Raw genomic sequence first — 23505 nt, 5'->3', positions numbered from 1 at the left:
GAGGGAACGGGCAGAGTGTTTTCATCCTGACATCCCCTGACTGCGATCCAGTCTCTCGGATTACGAGAAACCGTCAGCTCAGATCGGGTTGTTGAACGTGTCGCAGTCCGAAAGCTTGCCGTTCTGGAAGCCTCGCGCCAGCCAGGTCTGCCGCTGCTGCGACGTGCCATGGTTGAAGCTTTCCGGCACGACGTAGCCCTGCATCTTCTTCTGCAACGTGTCGTCGCCGATCTGCTTGGCGGCGTTCAGTGCCTCCGCCATGTCGCCCTGTTCCAAGATGCCCTTCTGACCGGTGAAATGTGCCCAGATGCCGGCAAAGCAGTCGGCCTGCAGCTCGACCTGCACCGACATGTGGTTGGCGTCGGCTTCGCTCATATTCTGCCGCATCTGGTTGAATTTGGGCAGGATGCCGACGAGGTTCTGCACGTGATGGCCGACCTCATGCGCGATCACATAGGCCTGTGCAAAATCGCCGGACGCGCCGAACTGCTGATCGAGCTGCTGGAAGAAGGTGGTGTCGAGATAGACCTTGCGATCGTTGGGACAGTAGAACGGCCCGGCCGCCGACGAGGCAGAACCGCAGGCAGAGCGAATCCGGCCGCTGAACAGGACCAGTTTTGGATCCTGATAGGTCAGGCCCTCGGACTGGAAAATACCGGTCCAGGTATCCTCGGTTTCGGCCAGCACGGTCGACACGAACTGCTTCATCTCGTCGGATGCCGGCGCACCGGTACCGCCGCCTTGCTCGCCGCTATTGTCGGTGATCTCGCCGCCGCCGGGCTGCAAGCCGCTGTTATCGAGGATCTGGCTCGGGTCGAAGCCGAAATACCACCCTGCCAGGAAAATCAACCCTACGATGATGATGCCCGACATGCCGCCGCCGCCGGCGCGACCGCCGATCGGGATGCGAAACTGCCCCGGCCCGCCACCAAGCCCGCCGCTCTGGCCGCGCTCGTCCTCGACATTGTCACTCTGACGACGGCCCTTCCAGAGCATGGCAACACCCGTGATGCAAGTTTCCGGCCGATCGGGCCGTGTCGCGGTTCGATCGGACACGACAACAATTATCTCAACGGTTACGCCAAGTCACAGTATTTTTCGTGCGAACAAGCAATGCTTGCTGACGCTTGTTTGCTCTGGCCGAGACATCGCAAGGTCTGTGCCGTTCACCCTACCCGTGAGAAGCGAGTGGCGCGACGAGATGCGTTGGCCGTGCTTTTCAGCGGGCTGCGATTATTGCCTTGCGAAAGGCTTCGAGCGTCTCGGCGCTGACATGGTGCTCGATGCCTTCGGCGTCGATGCGCGCCGTCTCGGCGCTGACGCCGAGCGAGCGCAGGAAGGCCTCGACCGTCTGGTGGCGAATGCGGCTCTCTTCCGCAACCTTGCGGCCGGCATCGGTCAGGAACACGCCGCGATAGGGTTTCCGGGAAACCAGCCCGTCGGCGCACAGCCGCGTCAGCATTTTCGCTACCGTCGGCTGGGCGACGCCGAGCCGTGCCGCGATGTCGACCTGGCGCGCCTCGTTGCCGTCCTCGATCAGGTCGGCTATGAGCTCGACATAATCCTCGACCAGCGCGCTGCGGCGCGCTTCACGCGTCTGCCGGAAGCCTTCCGAGTGAATTTCTGCTTCAGGCAGCGGCTTTTCGCGAGGAACCGGTCTTTTCTTCAGCGCCAATACGCGCTCCTCCCGGCAGTTTGAATCGGCATTGCAGTCATAGCACAGAACCCTATTGGTTCTGGCCGTTTATTTCCATTCGGTGGTCGGCGCAACCGGCGTTCACTGCCGTGCCGGCCTCACGGCCAAGCGGCTACACGAAAAAGCTCAGACAATGAAATATAGCATATTGCATAATGTTCAGCCGTGGCATACATAAGGAGAGAATGTCGATCGCTCCAGTGGAAAGCCAGTTCATGTCGGAAGCCGAAGCCACCTCAGCCCCCCGGTCCATGTGGCGATTTGCCCGCCCGGAGGACGGCGAGCAGCCCAGCCTTCGCGAAGTCAACGCCACGATCGCGGTGCCGCACTCGGGGATCTGGCTTCGCCGGCTGTTCGCCTTCATGGGGCCGGGCTACATGGTTTCGGTCGGCTACATGGATCCGGGCAATTGGGCGACCGACCTCGCCGGCGGGGCCCAGTTCGGTTACACGCTGCTGTTCATCATCATGTTGTCGAACCTGATGGCGATCCTGCTGCAGGCGCTCGCCGCCCGGCTAGGCATCGCCACCGGCCGCGACCTTGCGCAGGCGTGCCGCGCCTATTATCCGCGACCGGTCAATTTCATGCTTTGGGTCGCTTGCGAATTGGCCATCATCGCCTGCGACCTGGCCGAGGTCATTGGCACGGCGATTGCCTTGCAACTGCTGTTCGGGATTCCGCTGATCGGCGGCGCCATCATCACCGCGCTCGATGCCTTCCTGCTGCTGTTGCTGATGAACAAGGGCTTCCGTTTCCTCGAGGCCTTCATCATAGCGCTTTTGATCATCATCTTCGGCTGCTTCGCCATCCAGATCTTTGCCGCCGCGCCGCCGGTCGGCTCGATCCTGCATGCGATGTTCGTGCCGTCGTCCGAGATCGTCACCAATCCGGCCATGCTTTACATCGCCATCGGCATCATCGGCGCCACGGTGATGCCGCACAATCTCTATCTGCACTCCTCGATCGTGCAGACCCGCGCCTATGAGCGCACCGATCGCGGCAAGCGCGACGCCATCAAATGGGCGACGACCGACTCGACCATCGCGCTGATACTGGCGCTGTTCGTCAATGCCTCCATCCTGATCGTGTCGGCGGTGGCGTTCCACGGCACCGGTCATCATGACGTTGCCGAGATCGGCCAGGCCTTCGAGCTTCTGTCGCCGCTGCTTGGCCTCGGCATCGCTTCCATCCTGTTTGCCGTAGCGCTGCTTGCCTCCGGCCTGAACTCGACGGTGACGGCGACGCTCGCCGGCCAGATCGTGATGGAAGGGTTCCTGCGTCTGCGCATCCCGCAATGGGCGCGCCGCCTGCTGACGCGCGGCATCGCCATCGTCCCGGTGGTGGTGGTCACTGCGCTCTATGGCGAGAGGGGAACCGGCCAGTTGCTGGTCTTCAGCCAGGTAATCCTGTCGATGCAGCTTCCCTTCGCTGTCGTACCGCTGGTGCAGTTCGTCTCGGACAAGCGCAAGATGGGTAATTTCGCCATTTCCCGCGCCGTTGCCGTGCTGGCCTGGGTGGTCGCCGCGCTCATCCTGGTGCTCAACTTCAAGCTGCTCTACGATACGGTCGTCGGTCTGGGCTGAGCGTTTCTCTGCTCCAAGCCGACGCAACAAGGTCGGCAGTCATCCCCTTTCCAGCCCTGGAAATTTGCCGACCGCTGTCGGACAAATGTCTGCCTGCCCGTCCTTGGCTCGAAGTCCGGCCATGACGGCACGGATCAGGGAAAGGGAGCTCCAATGAGGAAGATCATCGCCGCAACATTCGTCAGCCTCGACGGCGTCATGCAGGCGCCCGGCGGCCCGCAAGAGGACCCTGTCGGCGGCTTCAAATTCGGCGGCTGGACGTTTCACTACTGGGACGATGTGATGGGCGCCGCCATGGGCGAGACGTTTTCAAAACCGTTCGCGCTGCTTCTCGGCCGCAAGACCTACGACATCTTCGCCGCCCATTGGCCCTATCAGAAGAATGACCCGATCGCCGACAGCTTCAACGCCGTCACCAAATATGTGGCGACGCACAGGCCAGATTCGCTGTCCTGGCAAAATAGCCAGCCGCTCGGCAGCGACGTCGTGGCGACGTTGCGCCGGATGAAGCAGGAGGACGGCCCCGACCTGCTCATTCAGGGATCGAGCGAGCTGATCCAGACCTTGCTCGCCAATGACCTGATCGACGAGATCAGCTTGCTGATCTTCCCGCTGGTGCTGGGCAAGGGCAAAAAACTGTTCGGCAGCGGCACGATACCCGCCGCCTTCAAGCTGACCCGTTCGCGGACATCGACCACTGGCGTCCTGATGGCGAGCTATAAACGCTCCGGCGAGATCAAGACCGGGTCCTTTGCCACGGAGCAGCCGTCCGAAGCCGAGATCGAGCGGCGCAAGAACTGGAAATAGACGCGGCGGGGCGATCAAGGACGGCTGAACACTAGCCGTCCTTTTGCTGTTTTTTAAGCCGCCTCTCGTGGGCGTGCCAACCCGTCGCGGAGGTGGCCCGCGAATGCCAGTGCAGCCGGCGCGACGCTGTGCTTCGGCAAATGCAGATTGATCGAAAAATTCGGCAATGACGGTAGCTCCGGATCATTGGCCAAAATGTCGAGGTCGGCAGGCACGGTCGACGCCAACCAGGTGGTGACGGCCAAGTCCGAACGCACCGTCGCCGTCGTCGCATCGATGCTGCCGTTTTCGAACACGGTGCGCCATTCCAGCCCATGCTCGTTAAGCGCCTCCAGCACCACCGGGCGGAACGCGCAGGTCTCGGCGACCATCGAAACCGGCAAGGGCCGCTTGCGGCGGGCGGCGCCGCCTTTGGCGCCGACCCAGACCAGCCGGTCGACAACAAGGCATTCGCCGGCCGACCGACCGATCGGCTCCTCGATCACCGCGAGCTCTATCGTGCCGGTCGCCAAGGCTGCGGCCAACTCCGGTGACGAAGCACAGACAAGCGAGATCTCGACCTGCGGATAGGCCTCGGCATAGGCCTTCAGCACCGGCGCAAGCAAGGTGCCGACAAGGTCGTACGGCACTCCGAGCCGCACCTGACCGGCAACCGCATCGCCCGCCATCTCCGCCAGGATCTCGTCATTGAGGGAAAGCAGGCGCTTGCCCTTGCCGAACAATCGCTCGCCGGAGCGGGTCAATCGCAATCCGCGCCGATCGCGGTCGAACAGGCTGCAGCCGAGAACCTCTTCCAAGCGCTTGATCTGCTGGCTGACGGCACCTTGCGTCAAATGCAGCGCGTTGGCCGCCGCCGTCATGCTGGCCTTGTCGGCAACGGTGACGAAGGTTCGAACCAGGGCAGTGTCGAGGTTGCGGAGCATCTGACCATTATATTTGCTAATGCAGATCATAGCAAACATTGCATTTACTGATGAGCCAAACAGCCTACCGTGCAGGCTTCAAAGGAAGCAGCATGTTTGAAACCGTCCTTCCCCTCGTCGTATTCGCGCTGGTCTCAACCTCAACGCCTGGCATGGCCACGACCTTGTCGACGGCGTCCGGCGCGCAGTTCGGCTTTCGCCGCTCTATCCCGCTGATGGCCGGGAGTGCGGCCGGCCTGGCCACGGTGGCTGCGGCAGGTGCTGCTGGGCTGGCTGGTCTGCTGGCCGCCGCTCCTTCGCTGCAACTGGCAATGAAAATGGCCGGTACCCTCTATCTGGTGTGGCTTGCCCTCAAGATCGGCCGCAGCGGTCCGCCCAATCTGGACGTGGCCATGGCAAAGCCGAGCAGCTTTTTCGGCGGCGCCGGCCTGCAATGGATGAACCCAAAGGGCTGGGCCATGGGGCTGGGAGCGGCGGCATCCTTTGCCGCGCTCGCCAACGGGCCGCTGCAGCTCGCCTTGCTGCTCGGCACGGTCTTCGGTCTTGCAGCGGCCCTATCGCTGGCGGCGTGGTGCGTGGCGGGCACGCTGCTCGCCCGGTTGCTGCGAACCGAGCGCCAGTGGCGCATGCTCAACGCCGTGCTTGGCCTGCTGCTGGCCGCCTCGATCATTCCGATGTGGCGGACAGCGTAAGACCAGTTAATTCAGGCAGCGTAGCGTGCCGCCGGCTTGCCGGCCAGCAGGCTGCCGAAGAAACCTTGCCGCGCACCAAGATAGGTTTCCAACCCAGCCGGATCGGAGAGCCCGGGCGCGGTGACGGTTTCGCCCTTGGCCAGGCCGGCAAGCGCTGCATCGACCAGATCGTCGGCAGTCATGACGATCTCTGCCGGCAGGTTGGCAATATCGCTTCCGGCAACTTCCCAGAATTCTGTCCGCGTAGCCCCCGGCAGCACCACCTGTATGGCGACCTTGCTATCGGCGACTTCCCGCTGCAGGGCCTCGGTGAAGTTGACGACATAGGCCTTGGTGCCGCTGTAGATGCCGCCGAACGAGGTGTCGAAGGCCAGCACCGAGGCGATGTTGACGATGGCGCCGCGGTTGCGCGCCAGCAGTCCCGGCAAGGCCGCCCGGGTCAAGCGCGTCAAGGCGACGACATTGACCTTGATCATGCGCTCGGCCACATCGGCGTCGGCCGTTGCCACCACCTGCGCACCGCCAAGGCCGGCATTGTTGACAAGCAGCGTCACACTGTCGTCGGTTGATATCGCCTGCTCGACCCGTCGCAGATCGCCGTCGTCGGCGAGATCGGCGCTGATCACGTTGACCTTGCGGCCGTATTCGGCGCGCAGCTTGCCGGCCAATTCCTCCAGCCGGTCGGCGCGCCGCGCCACCAGCACCAGATCATAACCTTGGCCGGCGAGCCGGTCCGCGTAGACCGCGCCGATGCCGGAAGAGGCGCCGGTGACGACCGCCGTGCCTTTGTCCTGATTGCTCATTGTCTTGTTCCTTCTGGTTCGATTCCAAATGCCAGTGCCGCAGGGCAACATCCCTGCTTCGACCGGCAGATCAATTAATGGTATATGCCACTATTGGAATGTAGGCATATACCATCATCTTGTCAATCCGTGGAGCAGGGACTATTTCTGGTTTGCATCGAGGGTCCCTTCCGGTCCCTTCACCGGAAATCCGCCAATGTCCCAAACCACCTTGCCCGGCCTGCTGCTTTGCAACAACGCCATGCTGCGCCGTGCGACGCGGAAACTCGGCCAATTCTATGACGATGTGCTCGCGCCCTCCGGCATTAAGGCCACGCAGCAGGGCCTGCTCTATCAAATCCACGTCGGCAACGAACCGGCGATGGGTGCCATCGCTGCGGCCCTCGTCATGGACCTGTCGGCCCTCGGTCATACGCTGAAGCCGCTGATCCGCGACGGTTATGTCGAGACCTTCGCCGACCCTGCCGACCGCCGCATCAAGCGCGTCAGGCTGACACCGCAGGGCCGGACCAAGCTCGAAGAAGCCATGAAGCTGTGGCACGTCGCCCAGCAGCGCTTCGAGGAGATGTTTGGAAAGGAGCAGGCGGCAAGCCTGCGAGCGGCGCTGGACGAAATCGCCGCGCTGGATTTTGACGCACCGCCGGCCGCGACTTGAACTATCGGCGGCCGGCAGCCAAGCTCCACTGACAGCCTTATTCGGCCGGCATCGCCACCGGACGCGCCGCCAGGTGGCCTGCCAGCACCACGCCCAGACCAATGATCGGGAATGCCGCCGCGACCACGCCGAGGTCGGCCGGTGCGCCGTAGCGCAGCACCGCGGCGCCAACCACCGGCCCCAGTGCGACGCCGAGATAGAGTGCCGAAGCGTTCAGCGACAGCACGATGGGCGCGGCATCGGGCGCCAGCTTGATGATACGGCTGGCCTGCGCCGGCGGGAACGCCCAGCCGACGATGCCCCATGGCACCATCATGGCCATCAGCGCCGGCCCGGCGATCTCGCGCGGCAGGAACATCGGGATCAGCGAAAATGTGACCAGCATGGCGGCACTCAGCGCCAGCGACCAGCAGACGGTGCGTGTCGCGCCGAATCGGTCGGCTGCCTGGCCGCCGCCGATGTTGCCGATGACCGCGCCAACGCCGAAGGCGAGCAGCATTCCGGGAAGCGCGATCGGGTTCAGTCCGCCGCCTTCGATGGCGAGCGGCGCGACAAAGGCAAAGACGGTGAAGGCGCCGATCAGTGCCAGGATGGTCGTCACCAGGATAGGCATGACGCCGGGGCGAAGTGCCGCTGCCAGTCGCATACGGAGCGGCAGCCTGGTGCCGACGATGCCGCGCGGCAGCCGGTACCACAGGATGGCGCCGGCGAGCGCGCCAAGGCCGGCAATGGCAAAGAAGGTGCCGCGCCAGCCGGCGACGGTCGCAACAAGCGCGCCGAGCGGCGCGCCGACCGCGACCGCAACCGTAGTGCCGCCGACGACCACGGCAATGGCGCGGGCGCGGTGATGATCGTCGACAAGCGCAACGGCCGTCCCCTGTGCGGTCGCGGCGAACAAGCCTGACGACAGCGCCATGACGATGCGCGCGATCAACAGCAATTCGAAGGAGGAGCTCAGCGCCGCGGCGACGTTGCCCAACACGAAGAACACCAGCGTCCACAGGATGACGCGGCGACGATCCCATTCGCCGGTCAGCGTTGCCAGGATCGGCGTGCCGATCGCATAGGCGAGCGCAAACGCGGTGATCAGCGTGCCGGCGAGCGGAACGGAGATGGCGGCATCCTTTGCAATGTCGGGCAAAAGGCTGGAGATGACGAAACCTTCGGTCGAAATCGTGAACGATCCGAGCGCAAGCCAGATGAGGCGCTTATCCATAGCAATTTCCTTAGTTCAAAGGTTATTGAACAATTGGACATAACAGGGCATGATGTCAATAAAGCCGCTGCAAAATAGCCGAACCATCCTGACAGCCCGGTGTCAGGACGGGGCGACAGGGCGAAACTATGTGTCCATCAGCCACGAGAGGAGATGCGTTGAAATCGGCCCCGAATGTGCTTAATTCCTGGGCATGACCTTGCCCCATCCCACCGCCGACCAGATCAGCCTGCCGAACGTGCTTGCCGTGCTCGGCGACCCGACGCGGTTGGCCATCGTGCGCTATCTCGCGAGCAAGGAGGGGGTGCCGCTGAATTGCAGCCGGTTCCTCGACCTCTGCTCGAAGACCAATCTGAGCTACCATTTGGCCAAGCTGCGCGAGGCCGGCGTTACCCGCACCGAGGCGGTTGGCACCAGTCGATTGATCACGCTGCGCCGTGACGATCTCGACCGCCGCTTCCCGGGCCTGCTCGACAGCGTGATTGCCGCGGCCGGCGACGACGCATCGTTGCCGGCGGTCGGCGGCCACGAGATCGAAATATCAGCCTGAATACTACGCTACCTTAACAGCCAAGGCGAGAAGTGCCCTCGCAGAACTTGGGTTCCTCTCCCTCACGGAGTGGGGGAGAGGTGGCTCGGCGAAGCCGAGACGGAGTGGGGGCCTTGACGCCCCTTCCCCCTTCAAGGAAGTTCCACTTTTCAGTGCGCCGCGCGCGAAAGGCCCCACTCCGGCCGCTTCGCGGCCACCTCTCCCCCGCTTCGCGGGGGCGAGGAAACGCTGCCTCAGCCACGGAGCCTGCCATGCGCATTGCCGTCCTCGCCGACATCCACGGCAATGTCCTGGCGCTCGACGCCGTGCTCAACGATCTGCGGCGACGCGGCGGTGCCGACATCATCGTCAATCTCGGCGATTGCGTTTCCGGCCCGCTCTGGCCGCGCGAGACCATGGAGCGGCTCGAGGCGCTCGAGCTGCCGACGGTGCGCGGCAATCACGACCGCCGCGTTGCCCGCGACACCGCCGACGAGACCATGTGGCCGTCCGACCGCTACGCGCAGGAACGGCTGACGGCAGGCCAACGCGAGGCGCTGTTCGCGCTGCCCCTCACGCTCGATGTGGCGCCCGGCGTGATCGCCTTCCACGCCCGGCCCGACCACGACGAAAAATACCTGACTGACGCGATTGTCGACGGCCGACTGGTGCGCGCGCCGCTGGCCGCCATCGAGCGGCGGCTTGGCGCGATCGATCCCGCCTGCCGCATCATGCTTTGCGGCCACAGCCACCGCAGCGAACTGGTCCGCATTCCCGGCGGCCCGGTCATCTTCAACCCGGGCAGCATCGGCTGCCCGGCCTATCACGACGATACGACACCGGCGCATGTCTCCGAGCAAGGCTCGCCGCACGCCCGCTACGGCCTCGTCGACTTGCACCCCGATCGCTTCGAGGCCATTGCTGTCGACTATGACCACGAGGCGGCGGCGCGTCAGGCCGAGCAGGCGGCGCGGCCCGAATGGGCCCACGCGCTGCGCACCGGCTTCATGCCGGGCTGAACCGCGATCATACCCGGCCGAACGGATGACCGCGCTCCAAGCGGCCGCGACCGGTCCAATCTTCAGTTGTCAGACGCCGATCGCTTCGATTGCTTGGCAGGACGTCGGGCGCTGGCCGCCGAAGTCTTGGGCGTCGAAGTCTTGGTCGCCGAAGTCTTGGGCGATGAAGCCTTTGGCCGTGACGGCTTTGGCGCCAGTTGCGTTGGGTTGAAAGTCTGTGCTGGAACCGATTCGGAACCGGCCCGAATGTCGGCGTCGCGCACCTGCTGGCCAAAGTTCAGGCCGGTCAGCTCTTCAATCTCGGCCACCGTCGAAAGAAACTCCGATACCCTGGCAATTTCAAGCGGGTCATCGAATGCCTCGGCACGCTCGCCGAACGCTTCAGGCATCACTTCCAAAACCGGCTTCTGGTCCGCCAGCAGCGCGATGGCGCGCAGGCCAGCTTGATCGGACCACAGCGCGATCTTCCAGAACTTCAGCGGAACATGGCTTTCGAAGCGGTAAGGAGGATCGTCCTCGCGGAACACTGGCCCGGCAAACACCGTGACCCGGCCTCGCGTCGTATAGGCGTTGCGCAGCACATAGGTTTCCACCGCGCGCCATCTCAGCTTCCCCTTGGAGCCGGGATGGTTAAGCGAGCTTCCCTGATTGAAGAAGCCGACTTGCGGCGCAGCATTGGTATAAAAGAACGTGTCGCGTTCTGCCGCGACCGCCTCCTGATCCACGCCCCATGCGGGGTCGCCGCGAAGCGTAATATGACCCTTCTGGAACATTCGAGCGATTCGTTCCTTGGATTTTGCGACGGGAAATCCAGGCACATTCTGGCTCGAATAGAATTCCTGGGTCATCTGCTCGCCAAGGTCGATGCGGCGATCGGGCCGGAAAGCATCGCTGGCTTCCGCACCGGAAATCGACTCCACCCCCAATTCGACAAGCGACGGGTGGTCGATGACCGTCTTGTCCTCGCGATTGACCGCCTTGGTGCGGGATCCATCGATATTGCAGGCGGTGACGAAGGCAAGCCTGCGATCGGCGTTCATCAAGATCGAAAAATGATGATAGTGCAATTCGTGTGGGTCCTCGCCCGGTTTGGCAAGAAGGTTTTTGGCCAACCGGTAGGGTGAATTGGCAACCGTCGGCATTGGCAGGACAAAGCCCGGTATGAAGCCGGGCTCATACCCTCCGCGATCGTCGAAATCCTCTGTTTTCCAACCCGCTGCCTCGGCGATGGCTACCTTCGCGGGTTCGCTTGCCGGGCCTTTGCCGGCGTTCCGTCTTGCATCGCCTCCGTCGCCGTCGATCAGCGGCGCCCGGACATTTATCTCGACGGGAAAAGTCCAGGTGACCGAGCCATCGGCATTGTGTCTCGTCGCCGGCGGATTGCCGTCCGGTTCCGGTCGCTGCACCGGCTTGTCCAGCACATCTTCGCGAATGTCGGCGTTCAGCCGAACTGTCTCGTCCATCATGCGCGGCGTGCCGGCCCAAATCGCCAGAGCTTGCGAAACCGCCGATGCCGAGGAGCCCGGCAGCCTGGACTTTCTAGTGCTGAGATCGTCAACGATGGCGCTGATCCGTATGCCTTCGTTGATCTCGCGCGCAAGCGCATAGCCACCTATGCCCGTCACCTCGTGGAACGGCCCGGCCCAATGGTGCAGGGCAATAGGCTCCCATTCATTGTTGAAGACCGGTGAACCGGACGAACCCTGTTCGGTGTCGGCGACATAGTGCAGCACTTGAACCGTTTCGTCGCGGGCCACCAGCCGGTTTTCACGCAGCACCAGTTCCTTGAAGCGGCCATCGGGATGCTGAACGATGTTGGCGATTTCGCCAAGCATATGCTTGTCGCGCGCATCCGACAGCGAGATAAAACCGAACTCCCCCAGTTCCTTTGGACCGGAACGCCGCTCGCCGACCCCGATCAGCGTATAGTCCAGACCTTCTATGCTATCGGTCACGAAACAGGATTCAGGATCGAACAGGAACGTCGTCGGCGTACGCACGGCATTCGCACCGTCCTGCTCATAATCGAACTGGACCTGGAAGCGCCGGGAATCCGCCGGCGACGAAATCACATGGTTGTTTGTGAGGAACAGCCTTGGCCCGACCAGAAAACCCGATCCTTGTGGATTGCCGTTGAGAAAGGCAACGCGGCCGACCGCATCGGCCACACGGCGCCCACGCTCCAGAAATGCGACCCCGATGAAATCGAGCGTTGGGCCGAGAATTGCTTCCGGTCCTGGCTGCTTGGCGGCGGCCTTTCTCTCCCCGGCAGACCTCATGTCTATCGCAGCCGATATCATCTCCGCTTCGGTGCGGCTGAGCGACGCCTTTACCTGCAACCTGTCGAGGCGCCTGGAGAGGGTCTGTTCGGCGGCCAGCGGATTGCCGTTGGCAATGTGACCAAGTGAAGCCTCAATTTCGGGGCGCGTTTTCTTGATACGCTGGCGAACTATGTTTTCCACTTGCGCGAATATTTCAAGGTCGACCATATTGCCCTCCTCAACCTTACTTGAGAGAGTGCATATTTACATGAAATGTGCAATATTTTGCCGGCTGTTAGTTCGCGGAAGTGGCCCGGTCGCGATTCAACACGCGGCCCCTTTTCGGGCTTACACAGCGCCGCCTCGTCGCCTATAAAAACCGGCTGGCGTGCGACGGTGCTTTCGTGCCTGGCCGCGCCTTCGGCAATTGAACCTACCGCCCATGGCAGATGATTAGGCGCACAGTAACACTCCCGACGACGCTGCTTGCGATGGTTGCCGCTCCGCTGATGCTGGCGGAGTTGCCGGCCAACGGTCAGGAGCAGGAGCCCATCATCTCGATTGTGACGGGTCTCGCTCCGGATGACCTCCTCAACGTGCGCGCCACGGCATCGGCCATGGGCAAGATCGAGGCACGGCTGCCGAGTGGTTCGAGCGTGAAGAATCTCGGCTGCGGCGACGTCAGCGGCCACAAGTGGTGCAAAGTCGAAGACATTGACGACCCCAAGCTGAGCGGATGGGCTCCGGCGCGCTATCTCGACCCCATTAATCCCCAGCAAGTGACACCCCAGGTGGCGGCCAGTGCGGAGAGCCCTGCGCCTCAACCGCTGCCCGATCTGACAACGCGCCTCGGCGCAACCGGCGGTCCCGAAACGACGCTGAACTCCGCTGATGCGATCGGCAGGGCGGCGATCGAGGATGCTTACCGCCTGGCCCTGGTCGGTGGAAACCCCTCGACTGGACAGGTTGATGGATCGCCGCCCGCAACAGTGGGTCCCGTCCAGAATTTCGGCGCGGCCAACGCGGCGCCTCCGCCCGACGCACAGACCGTTGCACGGCTGCAGCCGCCGGGGACACCGGTCCCAGGTGCTGGCAACGCCATCCCTTGCGCGCGCTATCTCGGCCAGCCGATGACCAACTGCAAGGCAAATGTCGTGCGCACCGGCGACAAGACCGACGTGACCGTGACCTGGCCCGATGGTGGCACGCGCATCATCAGCTTCAAGGCCGGCAAGCCGGCCGGTGCGGACGCACCTGGCGAATTCCGCTTCACCCGCGAGGGCAGCCTCAACATAATCCGTATCGGTGCTTCCGAGCGCTTCGAGATTACGGATCAGTTGGCTGGGTTAGGGAATAAGGCAGTAGGGCAGTAGGGCAGTATGTTTTAAAAGGGCGCTCGAACCTCTGCCCTACTGCCCTACTGCCCTACTGCCCTACTGCCCTACTGCCCTACTGCCCTACTGCCCTACTGCCCTACTGCCCTACTGCCTCATTTTCGGGGTTACATCCGGCAAAACTCTTCCCTATAAGGCCCTCCTAGCCTGATACCAGAATCGCGAGCACAACCGGCCGGGTCATCCCGTCCGGCTTTTTGTGCAAGCCGCCCGCCGAACGGACCTCGACATGCCAAGACGCACCGACATCAAGTCGATCCTGATCATCGGGGCCGGCCCCATCGTCATCGGCCAGGCCTGCGAGTTCGACTATTCCGGCACCCAGGCCTGCAAGGCACTGAAGGAAGAGGGCTTTCGCGTCATCCTGGTCAATTCCAACCCGGCCACCATCATGACCGACCCGGAACTGGCCGACGCCACCTACATCGAGCCGATCACGCCCGAAGTTGTCGCCAAGATCATCGCCAAGGAGCGGCCGGACGCGCTGCTGCCGACGATGGGCGGGCAGACCGCGCTCAACACCGCTTTGTCGCTGCGCCGCATGGGCGTGCTCGACCGCTATCAAGTAGAGATGATCGGCGCCGACGCGCACGCCATCGACAAGGCCGAGGACCGCGCGCTGTTTCGCGAGGCGATGAACAAGATCGGCCTGGAAACGCCGAAGTCGATGCTGGCCAACGCCACCGACATCAAGAACGCCGACCGCAAGACGCATGAAGCCGAGCGCGCCGCGCTGAAGGCCGAGAAGCCCGAAAATCTCGACGCCGCGCTCGACGCGCTGGAGACGCGCTGGAACCTCGGCGAAGGCGACCGCAAGCAGCGCTATATCAGCCATGGCATGGCGATCGCAGCACAAGCGCTCGACCATGTCGGCCTGCCCGCCATTATCCGCCCCTCCTTCACCATGGGCGGCACCGGCGGCGGCATCGCCTATAACCGCGCCGAATTCTACGAGATCGTCCAGTCCGGCCTCGACGCCTCGCCGACCACCGAAGTGCTGATCGAGGAGAGCGTGCTCGGCTGGAAGGAGTACGAGATGGAGGTCGTCCGCGACAAGGCCGACAACTGCATCATCATCTGCTCGATCGAAAACATAGACCCGATGGGCGTGCATACGGGAGACTCGATCACCGTCGCCCCTGCCCTGACGCTGACCGACAAAGAATACCAGATGATGCGCAACGCCTCGATCGCGGTGCTGCGCGAGATCGGCGTCGAGACCGGCGGCTCCAACGTGCAGTTCGCCGTCAACCCGGCCGACGGCCGCCTGGTGGTGATCGAGATGAACCCGCGCGTCTCGCGCTCGTCGGCGCTGGCCTCCAAGGCGACCGGTTTTCCGATCGCCAAGATCGCCGCCAAGCTCGCCGTCGGCTACACGCTGGACGAGCTCGAGAACGACATCACCGGCGGCGCCACGCCGGCCTCGTTCGAGCCGAGCATCGACTATGTCGTGACCAAAATCCCGCGCTTCGCCTTCGAGAAATTCCCCGGCGCCGAGCCGGTGCTGACCACCTCGATGAAGTCGGTCGGCGAGGTCATGGCCATCGGCCGCACCTTCCAGGAGTCGCTGCAGAAGGCGCTACGCGGGCTGGAGACCGGCCTGACCGGTCTGGACGAGATCGAGATCCCCGGCATCGGCCACGGGAACGCGCCGGCCAGCCATGTCGATGACCGCAACGCTATCCGCGCCGCTCTGGGCACGCCAACGCCCGACCGGCTGCGCATGGTGGCGCAAGCGATCCGTATGGGCACCTCGCTGGAAGACGTGCACGCCATGTGCAAGATCGACCCGTGGTTCCTCGAGCAGATCGCCGGCATCCTCGCCATGGAGGATCGCATCCGCGAGCACGGTATCCCGGAGGACGCCGCCAATCTGCGCATGCTGAAGGCGATGGGTTTTTCGGACGCGCGCCTCGCGTCGCTGGTCAGGAAGGATGTCGAAGAGATCCAGAAGATACGCGACAAGCTCGACGTTCATCCCGTCTACAAGCGCATCGACACGTGCGCCGCCGAGTTCGCCTCGCCTACCGCCTACATGTACTCGACCTATGAGGTGCCGTTTGCCGGTGCGCTAGCCAACGAGGCGCAGGTCTCCTCGCGCAAAAAGGTCGTCATCCTCGGCGGCGGCCCCAACCGCATCGGCCAGGGCATCGAGTTCGACTATTGCTGCTGCCATGCCGCCTTTGCGCTGCGTGACGCCGGCTTCGAGGCGATCATGGTCAACTGCAACCCGGAGACCGTGTCGACCGACTACGACACCTCCGACCGGCTCTATTTCGAGCCGCTGACGCCGGAGGACGTGCTGGAGATCCTGCGCGCCGAGCAGGCGTCCGGCGAACTGGTCGGCGTCATCGTCCAGTTCGGCGGCCAGACGCCGCTGAAGCTGGCGGATGCGCTGGAGAAGGCCGGCATCCCGATCCTCGGCACCTCGCCCGACATGATCGATCTGGCCGAGGACCGCGACCGCTTCCAGAAGCTTTTGCACAAGCTCGGCCTCAGCCAGCCGAAGAACGGCATCGCCTATTCGGTCGAGCAGGCCCGCCTCGTCGCCGGCGAGCTCGGCTTCCCGCTGGTCGTGCGCCCGTCCTATGTGCTCGGCGGCCGCGCCATGCAGATCATCCACGACGAGAGCATGCTGCAATCCTATTTGCTCGACACCGTGCCCGGCCTGGTACCGGAGGACATCAAGCAGAAATACCCCAACGACAAGACCGGCCAGATCAACACGCTCTTGGGCAAGAACCCGCTTCTGTTCGACACCTATCTGTCAGGCGCCATCGAGGTTGACGTCGATTGCCTCTGCGACGGCAGGTCGACCTACGTCTCCGGCATCCTGGAACACATCGAGGAAGCCGGCATCCATTCGGGCGACTCGGCCTGCTCGCTGCCGGTGCACTCGCTGCCTTCGGAGCTTGTCGACGAGCTCGAGCGCCAGACGGCCGCCCTTGCCCGCGCGCTCAATGTCGGCGGCCTGATGAACGTGCAATATGCGATCAAGGACGGCACGGTCTATGTGCTGGAGGTCAACCCGCGCGCATCACGCACTGTGCCCTTTGTCGCCAAGACCATCGGGCGTCCGATTGCAAAGATTGCTGCCCGCATCATGGCCGGCGAGAGCCTGGAAGACGCCTTCGCCCATTACGGCGCCATGCCGGACCCGCGCAATCCCGGCCACATCGCGGTCAAGGAAGCGGTGTTCCCCTTCGCCCGCTTCCCCGGCGTCGACATATTGCTCGGACCGGAAATGCGCTCGACCGGCGAGGTCATGGGCCTCGACCGCGACTTCGCGCTCGCCTTCGCCAAGAGCCAGCTAGGCGCCGGCGTCGACCTGCCGCGCTCCGGCACCCTGTTCGTCTCGGTGCGCGACGAAGACAAGAAAGGCATATTGCCGGCGGTCAAGCGCCTCGCCGGCCAGGGCTTCAAGGTGCTCGCCACCTCGGGCACCGCCCGCTTCCTCGCCGAAAACGGCGTCGCCGCTGAGAAAATCAACAAGGTGCTGGAAGGCCGCCCACACATCGAGGACGCCATCCGCAACCGCCAGGTGCAGATCGTCTTCAACACCACGGACGGCCAGAAGGCGGTGTCGGACTCCAAATCGCTGCGCCGGGCGACGCTGATGCAGAAGGTGCCGTATTACACGACGCTGTCGGGCGCGGCTGCGGTGGCTGAGGCGATTGCGGCGCTGAAGGCGGGGAGTTTAGAGGTTCGGCCGCTGCAGGAGTATTTTTCTTGAGCGTTGTATCATAAAATATCGGAGAGAATTGATATCGTTTTCTAGCCATCCATAGAATTGACTATCCGGATTGAGATCGAAAATGAATATTAATGGAACTTCGGGTTTTCCCTTGAGAACCTCTCAAATATCAACATTATTTTAGGAAAAAATGGGTGCGGAAAGAGCTTCCTGCTTAAGAATGTCGAACAGCATGTGAAATCTATCGGAACAATTGGAAATACCAGATACATAAGCCCGGAGAGAGGGGGCTTCGTCTCTTACGAAGCGGGAATTGAACAAGCCATCATCAATAATTTGAATTGGATGAGCGATAATAGGCGGAAAAATCAGTCTGAGAATTTTAGGCAACAGAGCGCGTACTTATTCAGGCAGCTTGAATTACTTGAGCTTAGAGCTATCGAGAAAGACCAACTAAAGCTTGGATATACACCCCGAACGTTCGATGCAACGGTCGACCAAATAAACACCCTCCTCGATCGAGTGCGAATCGAACGCGAAAAATCTAAAGCCTTTTTGATCAAAGACAAAGAGACTGATGCGGCGATAACCTCTGAGAGCTTGAGTAGCGGTGAATCTGAGCTGGTTTCTCTCGGAATAGAATTTTTGTCTTTCGTCTCCGAGGCACAGCAAGACAAGGCTAATTTGCTGTTTATCGACGAACCAGACGCCCATCTTCACCCAGACCTTCAGGACAGATTGGCTAAGTTCTTGGTAAAGATTGTAAAAGCAAAGCCAGTCAAATTAATCATAGCAACTCATAGCACTGCGCTGGTGTCAAGTTTATCTTCACGAGCCGACGTTAACATCGCATTTATGAGGCGAAAGGATACAAAACTTTCATTCAAACCGGTGTCGGATGTTGACCGCAGTATCCTTCCAATCTTCGGCGCACATCCCCTATCCAATGTTTTCAACGAAGCCCCGATCCTACTGATCGAGGGAGAGGATGATGAGCGGGTGTGGCAGCAGGCCGTTAGGTCTTCTAATGGTCGCATTCGGGTCTATCCGTGCGCCATCGATGGCGGAGCCCACTTCGCGGATTTTGAAACGGAAGTGAACAACGTGATCGAAGCTGTTTATGACAATGCGAAAGCTTTTTCACTTCGAGACAGGGACCTCCAACCCGCTGAAATTGACGATTTTGGGCACGTGGTTCGAATGCGACTTTCGTGTCGAGCGGCAGAGAATCTAATGCTTAGCGACGAAGTGCTTGCTAGCACAGGAGTCACTTGGCCAGGTTTGGAAACACTCATCGGAAGTTGGTTAAAGGTGAACCAAGACCATCAATACTATGCAGCCATGCAGGAGTTTGTTGATGGTGGCCTTGATCGAAAGGTCCACGATCTTAAGTCCATCCGAAATATTTTGGTGGGTTTGATGTCCAATAAGCCGTGGGAAGTTCTTGTCGGACGAGCGATCGCTGCACTCGCCAATGGCAAACCTGCCAAAGGTCCAGTCGCGCCGGGAAGCCTGTCCGACTATCTCGGCGAGAAAGTGAGAGACCTCATCTTGGGTCTTGCTCAGCAGCCTCAAGCCGCGTGAACCACCCCCTCACGCCACAGCCACACACTCGATCTCGATAACAAACTCCATCGGCCATGGAGCCGCCGGCACAAAGCTGCGCGTCAGCGAGGTGCCTGCTGACCCAGGCAGTATTTCAGCTCCTTCAGCGACGCCTCGGTCTGCGACGCGCCATCCCGCACCTTGCGAACGCCAGTGCCGACGCTCGCCTCAGTTCAGAAAACCAATAAACCGCCCCGCAAACAGCACCGACGTCCACAGCACCAGCGAGAGCACAGCCAGGATGGTGACGGTCCCACCGGCCGGCTCGTCACCGTCTTTTGCGCGGCGTATGAAGACGAGGAAGTTGATGCCGGCGAGAAGGATAAGCCCCATCTTGGCGAGGAAGATCGGCATCGCCGCATATTCGCTCGCCCTGACTGAAAACAGCAGCGACCCCGTGACAAGCGCACCGGCGAACGCGCCCAATGCGGTGCGGCGCAGCAGCGCCACGAACGCCGCCTGCGGCAGCGCGCGGAAGGCGCCGAGGACCCTGAGGTCCATCAGCCAGACGCTGGTCAGCAGCGCGCCGATCGACATGATGTGCAGCGCATTGACGATGGGGTAGGCGACGAAGGAGGCCTTCAGTCCCCGCACCAAAGCGAGTTGCTCGATGCCGGCGAAAAGCCCGTCCATTCAGGCCGGCGGCACGCGGTCGGGATAGACGTCATAGGTCTTGCCGCCGACGATGATGCGGACTGCTTTCATGCGCTTTTCGCTCTCGTCGCGCGAGCGATGGCCGATCGCCGTCACGTCGTCGCCGACCTTGGCAACCTCCTCGGTGAAGCCGGCGGCAATGGTGCGGGAGGGCGGTGCCATCTCCACCCGCCACACCTCGCCCTCGGCGTCGACATCCAGCGTGGCATGCGGATTGCCGACATAGATGGCTATGATCTTGCCCTTGAGTTCGAAGAACCCGTCCTGCGTCCACGACCAGCCATGATGGGCATAGGCCGCGGTGGCGGCGACAAGCATCACCGCCGCTGCCAGCGTGACGCTCCGGTTGAAAGGTGACAGCATCGCTCGTCTCCTCGGTTCGGGCATAAAAGGGTAGGTCAGCGCGCGGCAGCGTCAAACCACATGAGGGCCTTTTGGGTCGCAGCGCTCCACAGCCATGGAAACGGCATGGATCCTAGGGTCTGCGCTCCGCTTCGCGTTCGCTCCGCCCTGGGATGACGAAGCGAGGGGAGGTTTCCAGCCAATCTCCAACGTCCGCGATTGGCCTTATGCCACGTCCCTTCGTCATCCTAGGGCGGAGCAGGAGCGAAGCGACGTCGCGGAGACCCTAGGATCCATGCCGTTACCTTCGAGCGTCGCAGCCTCCGCTGAGCATCGCCGCACTTACCGAGGCGATCGCCGCCCCTCACCCCGCCCAATCCACCTCGATCATCCCCAGCCGCTGATAAAGCCGCACCGCAGCCGCGTTCTCGACAGTATTGGTCTTGAGGTCGACATGCGCCGAGCCCCTTGCATGAAACGCCGCGAACGCGTGCCGCATCAGCGCTTCGGCGATGCCCTTGCCGCGCGCCTCGGGGTGGACCGCAAGGTCCTTGACGAAAGCCCGCGTCCAGCAGAGCGCCGCACCCGCCAGCCGGCCCTTGCGGTCGATGACCAGGAAACACAAAGCCGGGTCGAATTCCGCGTCGCCCGAAATGCGCGGCCACCATTGGTCGAACGGCCCGTCGGCGCCGTCGTCGAACACCGCCGTCAACAGCGCATGCAAGGCGAGTGCATCGGCGGCTTCGAAGGCGCGCATGAAAAAACCTTCCGGCCAGCGCGGCGCCAGAAGCGTGTCGTCGAGGATCTTGCGCAGGCGGATGTCGTTTGGCGCCGGTGGGCGCGGCTCAGGCATCGGGCTGCATGCGGCGGCGCAGGCTGTCGCTGCCGAGGCCGGTTTCGCCCAGCATCCCCTTGCGCTTGGCGTCATAGTAATAGCCGCTCTGGTAGAGCCGGTCGGCGCGCTTGGGGTTGCCGCCCGACACCAGCCAGGCGCCGCGCAGATATTTCACCGCATATTTCAAATTGGTCTCGGCGTCGAACAGGCCGCTCGCCGGTCCGTCATAGCCCATGCCACGCGCCGTCGCGTGCTTGATCTGCATCAACCCCCAATGGCCGTGATTGTAGGCTTTCGGGTTGAAGGTGCTCTCGCGGTTGACGACGCTGCGCACCAGATCGACCGGCACCTGGTAAAGCGCGGAATATTTCTCGATCAGCCGCTCGATCTCGCTGCGGGCGCCGGCATTCGACTGGCCCTCGGTGGGGTCGGTCGCGGCCAGAACGGCCGGGTTTTGCGGCACCGTGTAGGAAACCGGCTGAACGCCGGGCATGGCTGCGGTCTGTTCGGTGACCGGCATGGCGACAGCGGGTGTCGGGGCGACTGGCTGGGCATTGGCGGTCATGACGGCGGGGGTAGTTGCCGCCAGCGGCGTCGGCCCGGCAAAGGCGGCGGCCGGCTCGATCGGCAGCGCCGCCACCTGGGCGACGCCGGACGGCTCCGGCAGCACCGAAACCGTGTCGGGCAGCGCCAGCGTGAAGCCGGCATCGGTGTTGGCCGTGTTTTCGGTGAAGGCCGGCGCCGGGGTCACCGGCGAAGTCGAGGTGCAACCACTGAGAGCAGCCACGGCCAACACCGCCGCTAGGACGGGAAAGAGGAATTTTGCTGGCAAGCGGCGCTCGGGTCCGGTTCGTCGGGTGTTAAGAAGTCCTTACACCAGCATCTTTCCCCGGGCAATCCGCGGTAGACGGTGGTTTTCGGGTGGCGAGCCGGGCCGGGAAATGCGATATTGTTCTGGATTTGTACTTCGAAGGATTCCGGAAAGGAGCACGCCATGGACGCCTCTCATGCCACCACCGGCCACGCGGTCTTCGAAACCGTGCTCGGCTTCATGGGCATCGCCTGGAGTGATGCCGGACTGACCCGGCTCTGCCTGCCGCAGCGCAATCGCGACGCGGTGGAGCGCCGGCTGTTGCGCCATGCCGCCGCCGACCAGGCAGCACAGCCCGAGCCGCAATGGGTTACCGAGCTGACCACCTCGATCAAGGCCTATGCCGCCGGCGAGGACATCGATTTCTCCAACGTACCGGTCGATCTCAGCGGCGTCGACGAGTTCCGCCTGGCGATCTATGACGCGGCGCGAAAGCTCGGCTTCGGCGAAACCACCACCTATGGCGAACTGGCCAAACGCGCCGGCCATGCCGGGCTGGCGCGTGAGACGGGCGCCGCACTCGGCGCCAACCCGGTGCCGCTGGTCATCCCCTGTCACCGCATCCTTGCCGCCGGCGGCAAGATCGGCGGCTTTTCCGCCCCCGGCGGCTCGGCTACCAAGGAAAAGATGCTGGCCATGGAAGGCGTGCGCGTCGGCCCGCCGCCGCCGGCGCAGGTGTCGTTCGGGTTCTAGGGTTTATCGATGTTCAGGTGATGCCGACATCCCGGCCCGTCGTCTCAACTCCTAATCCGGAAGCAGGCGCCGGCGGAAGCGGCGGTCGATCTCCACCCGCTTGCATTTGTAGACGGTGCAGGAATTCGTATCGGCGCTCGGCACCGAGGCCCGCGCCCTGACTTCGCCAATGTCGCAGAATTGCTGGCTCCGCACGTAGCGGTCGTAGAGCGCCAGCCCCGGCACGCGCGCCGATCTGTAGCGCAGGATGACCGCACCCTCGCGCGCAATCGTCGCCTGCACCTTGCCGCAGCTCATGCGGGTCGGGTCGTAGCGCGAGACCGCCTGCGCCTCGGCGGCCACCAGCGTCAGGCAAGCGGCAAGCAGAACGATTCTCATGGCCCCTCTCCCCAAAACCCGGTCGCGCCCGAAGCCGGCGCGGTCCTCCCGCGTCAGGCGCGCAACAACGACGCTCTCACGCGATTGGGGCGGCCGTTGGGCAGCGTTGCCGCCGCGCCATTTTCCGCCCTGTCTTGTTTTTTGCACGAAAGCATATTATATGCCGTCCATTGATATTTCGGCCGATCGATCCGGGCCTCGCGATATTCGCGTTTGCTGACGTTCTATCTCCAAAATCTCGATACAAACCGGCTGGGTTTCGGTCCAGTCAAACTAAAGCAAACGTAAAGGACTATCGAAATGGCAACAGGTACGGTCAAGTGGTTTAATTCCACCAAGGGTTTCGGCTTCATTCAGCCTGACAGCGGCGGCGCGGACGTTTTCGTCCACATCTCCGCAGTCGAGCGTGCTGGACTGTCGACCCTGGTCGAAGGCCAGAAGATCAACTTCGAGATCGAGCAGGACCGCCGCACTGGCAAGTCGTCCGCTGGATCTCTGAGCAAGGCAGCCTGATTTTGCGAATGGCGCGCGCCGGGCTATAGCCCGGGGCGCGCGGCAAGTCACGGATGTACTGGCGGTCGCGCGAGAAGCGCGCCGGAGCGGAAGACCCCGACAAGCCGAAGCAGCAGATTGCTGCCGGCCCGGCCAAAGCGCTCCCGATCAGGCTACCAAGCATGGGAAGGCGGGATTTTGTCCCGCCTTTTTGCTGTCTGGATTTTGACCGACGATTGGCGAAACCGCAGATACAGCGTCCTTCTCCCCGTCTCTATACCTATCGCATTCACACATCTGGGTTGCGCTTTGCGGCGAAGCTCGATTCTATTTCGGCCGGAAAAGCCGAAGGAGGGTTGAATG

General features: G+C 62.6%; 23 protein-coding genes. 12 read left to right on the top strand and 11 right to left on the bottom strand.

The genetic code is table 11. The annotated features are described in order from the left end of the window. Positions 1-78: 78 nt before the first annotated feature. Positions 79-996, bottom strand: a complete 918-nt coding sequence (gene ypfJ / locus NKJ46_RS28725; protein ID WP_352669643.1) for a KPN_02809 family neutral zinc metallopeptidase — start codon at positions 994-996, stop codon at positions 79-81. 223 nt (positions 997-1219) lie between these two features. Next, complete coding sequence (gene mntR, locus NKJ46_RS28720) at positions 1220-1675, bottom strand: manganese-binding transcriptional regulator MntR (RefSeq protein ID WP_352669641.1); 456 nt, start codon at positions 1673-1675, stop codon at positions 1220-1222. A gap of 236 nt (positions 1676-1911) precedes the next feature. Here mntR and NKJ46_RS28715 point away from each other — a divergent pair, with 236 nt between their 5' ends. Both NKJ46_RS28715 and NKJ46_RS28710 read left to right on the top strand, forming a co-directional pair. Beyond that, positions 1912-3279, top strand: a complete 1368-nt coding sequence (locus tag NKJ46_RS28715; protein WP_352669684.1) for an Nramp family divalent metal transporter — start codon at positions 1912-1914, stop codon at positions 3277-3279. Between the two features lie 153 nt (positions 3280-3432). Next, the gene (locus NKJ46_RS28710; RefSeq protein WP_352669638.1) at positions 3433-4086 is read left to right on the top strand and encodes a dihydrofolate reductase family protein; all 654 of its coding nucleotides are present in this window, start codon (positions 3433-3435) and stop codon (positions 4084-4086) included. 53 nt (positions 4087-4139) lie between these two features. On the opposite strand, the gene NKJ46_RS28705 is transcribed toward NKJ46_RS28710, so the two are convergent. Continuing rightward, on the bottom strand, positions 4140-5009 hold the full coding sequence (locus tag NKJ46_RS28705; protein ID WP_352669637.1) for a LysR substrate-binding domain-containing protein: 870 nt from the start codon (positions 5007-5009) through the stop codon (positions 4140-4142). A gap of 92 nt (positions 5010-5101) precedes the next feature. Here NKJ46_RS28705 and NKJ46_RS28700 point away from each other — a divergent pair, with 92 nt between their 5' ends. Beyond that, a complete protein-coding gene (locus tag NKJ46_RS28700; protein WP_352669634.1) occupies positions 5102-5701 on the top strand; it encodes a LysE family translocator in 600 nt (199 codons plus the stop codon). Between the two features lie 11 nt (positions 5702-5712). On the opposite strand, the gene NKJ46_RS28695 is transcribed toward NKJ46_RS28700, so the two are convergent. Beyond that, the gene (locus NKJ46_RS28695) at positions 5713-6504 is read right to left on the bottom strand and encodes an SDR family NAD(P)-dependent oxidoreductase (protein ID WP_352669631.1); all 792 of its coding nucleotides are present in this window, start codon (positions 6502-6504) and stop codon (positions 5713-5715) included. A gap of 196 nt (positions 6505-6700) precedes the next feature. Here NKJ46_RS28695 and NKJ46_RS28690 point away from each other — a divergent pair, with 196 nt between their 5' ends. Then, positions 6701-7159, top strand: coding sequence for a MarR family winged helix-turn-helix transcriptional regulator (locus NKJ46_RS28690; RefSeq protein ID WP_352669629.1), 459 nt, complete (start codon positions 6701-6703; stop codon positions 7157-7159). A 37-nt stretch (positions 7160-7196) separates the two neighbouring features. Here the strand turns inward: NKJ46_RS28690 and NKJ46_RS28685 are convergent, their stop codons facing one another. Beyond that, the gene (locus tag NKJ46_RS28685) at positions 7197-8375 is read right to left on the bottom strand and encodes an MFS transporter (RefSeq protein ID WP_352669627.1); all 1179 of its coding nucleotides are present in this window, start codon (positions 8373-8375) and stop codon (positions 7197-7199) included. 193 nt (positions 8376-8568) lie between these two features. On the opposite strand from NKJ46_RS28685, the gene NKJ46_RS28680 reads away from it, so the two are divergent. Beyond that, positions 8569-8925, top strand: a complete 357-nt coding sequence (locus NKJ46_RS28680; RefSeq protein WP_352669625.1) for an ArsR/SmtB family transcription factor — start codon at positions 8569-8571, stop codon at positions 8923-8925. A 251-nt stretch (positions 8926-9176) separates the two neighbouring features. Further along, the gene (locus tag NKJ46_RS28675; RefSeq protein ID WP_352669623.1) at positions 9177-9923 is read left to right on the top strand and encodes a metallophosphoesterase family protein; all 747 of its coding nucleotides are present in this window, start codon (positions 9177-9179) and stop codon (positions 9921-9923) included. A 62-nt stretch (positions 9924-9985) separates the two neighbouring features. Here NKJ46_RS28675 and NKJ46_RS28670 read toward each other — a convergent pair whose 3' ends face one another. Then, positions 9986-12412, bottom strand: a complete 2427-nt coding sequence (locus NKJ46_RS28670) for a DNA/RNA non-specific endonuclease (RefSeq protein WP_352669622.1) — start codon at positions 12410-12412, stop codon at positions 9986-9988. A 263-nt stretch (positions 12413-12675) separates the two neighbouring features. On the opposite strand from NKJ46_RS28670, the gene NKJ46_RS28665 reads away from it, so the two are divergent. The 3 genes from NKJ46_RS28665 (at position 12676) to NKJ46_RS28655 (ending at position 18856) form a co-directional block, all read left to right on the top strand. After that, positions 12676-13557 (top strand): SH3 domain-containing protein, encoded by an 882-nt coding sequence (locus tag NKJ46_RS28665; protein ID WP_352669620.1) that lies wholly within the window; start codon positions 12676-12678, stop codon positions 13555-13557. A 250-nt stretch (positions 13558-13807) separates the two neighbouring features. Beyond that, complete coding sequence (carB, locus tag NKJ46_RS28660; protein ID WP_352669618.1) at positions 13808-17311, top strand: carbamoyl-phosphate synthase large subunit; 3504 nt, start codon at positions 13808-13810, stop codon at positions 17309-17311. A 129-nt stretch (positions 17312-17440) separates the two neighbouring features. After that, the gene (locus NKJ46_RS28655) at positions 17441-18856 is read left to right on the top strand and encodes an AAA family ATPase (protein ID WP_352669681.1); all 1416 of its coding nucleotides are present in this window, start codon (positions 17441-17443) and stop codon (positions 18854-18856) included. A 189-nt stretch (positions 18857-19045) separates the two neighbouring features. On the opposite strand, the gene NKJ46_RS28645 is transcribed toward NKJ46_RS28655, so the two are convergent. The 4 genes from NKJ46_RS28645 to NKJ46_RS28630 all read right to left on the bottom strand — a co-directional run bounded on the left by NKJ46_RS28645 (position 19046) and on the right by NKJ46_RS28630 (position 21495). Next, positions 19046-19510, bottom strand: a complete 465-nt coding sequence (locus tag NKJ46_RS28645) for a DUF6644 family protein (protein ID WP_352669615.1) — start codon at positions 19508-19510, stop codon at positions 19046-19048. Further along, positions 19511-19894, bottom strand: coding sequence for a DUF6152 family protein (locus NKJ46_RS28640; RefSeq protein WP_352669612.1), 384 nt, complete (start codon positions 19892-19894; stop codon positions 19511-19513). It abuts the gene before it with no gap. 343 nt (positions 19895-20237) lie between these two features. Next, positions 20238-20726, bottom strand: a complete 489-nt coding sequence (locus NKJ46_RS28635) for a GNAT family N-acetyltransferase (protein WP_352669610.1) — start codon at positions 20724-20726, stop codon at positions 20238-20240. Next, positions 20719-21495 carry a transglycosylase SLT domain-containing protein gene (locus tag NKJ46_RS28630; RefSeq protein WP_352669607.1) on the bottom strand — a complete coding sequence of 259 codons (777 nt, stop codon included), beginning with the start codon at positions 21493-21495 and terminating at the stop codon, positions 20719-20721. Before NKJ46_RS28630 ends, NKJ46_RS28635 begins: the two co-directional genes overlap by 8 nt. 207 nt (positions 21496-21702) lie before the next feature. On the opposite strand from NKJ46_RS28630, the gene NKJ46_RS28625 reads away from it, so the two are divergent. Then, positions 21703-22272 (top strand): methylated-DNA--[protein]-cysteine S-methyltransferase, encoded by a 570-nt coding sequence (locus NKJ46_RS28625; RefSeq protein WP_352669605.1) that lies wholly within the window; start codon positions 21703-21705, stop codon positions 22270-22272. Positions 22273-22323: 51 nt separating this feature from the next. Here the strand turns inward: NKJ46_RS28625 and NKJ46_RS28620 are convergent, their stop codons facing one another. Next, positions 22324-22650 carry a hypothetical protein gene (locus NKJ46_RS28620; protein WP_352669603.1) on the bottom strand — a complete coding sequence of 109 codons (327 nt, stop codon included), beginning with the start codon at positions 22648-22650 and terminating at the stop codon, positions 22324-22326. Positions 22651-22950: 300 nt separating this feature from the next. Between NKJ46_RS28620 and NKJ46_RS28615 the strand changes: the two genes are divergently transcribed. Both NKJ46_RS28615 and NKJ46_RS28610 read left to right on the top strand, forming a co-directional pair. Further along, positions 22951-23163 (top strand): cold-shock protein, encoded by a 213-nt coding sequence (locus NKJ46_RS28615; protein WP_023678332.1) that lies wholly within the window; start codon positions 22951-22953, stop codon positions 23161-23163. Between the two features lie 53 nt (positions 23164-23216). Beyond that, a partial coding sequence (locus tag NKJ46_RS28610) for a hypothetical protein (RefSeq protein ID WP_352669600.1) occupies positions 23217-23505 on the top strand: 289 nt, incomplete at its 3' end.

The organism is Mesorhizobium sp. M0166 (genome assembly GCF_040322255.1).
In the GTDB taxonomy this organism is placed as follows: domain Bacteria; phylum Pseudomonadota; class Alphaproteobacteria; order Rhizobiales; family Rhizobiaceae; genus Mesorhizobium.
This window is presented reverse-complemented; position numbering and strand designations above follow the sequence as displayed.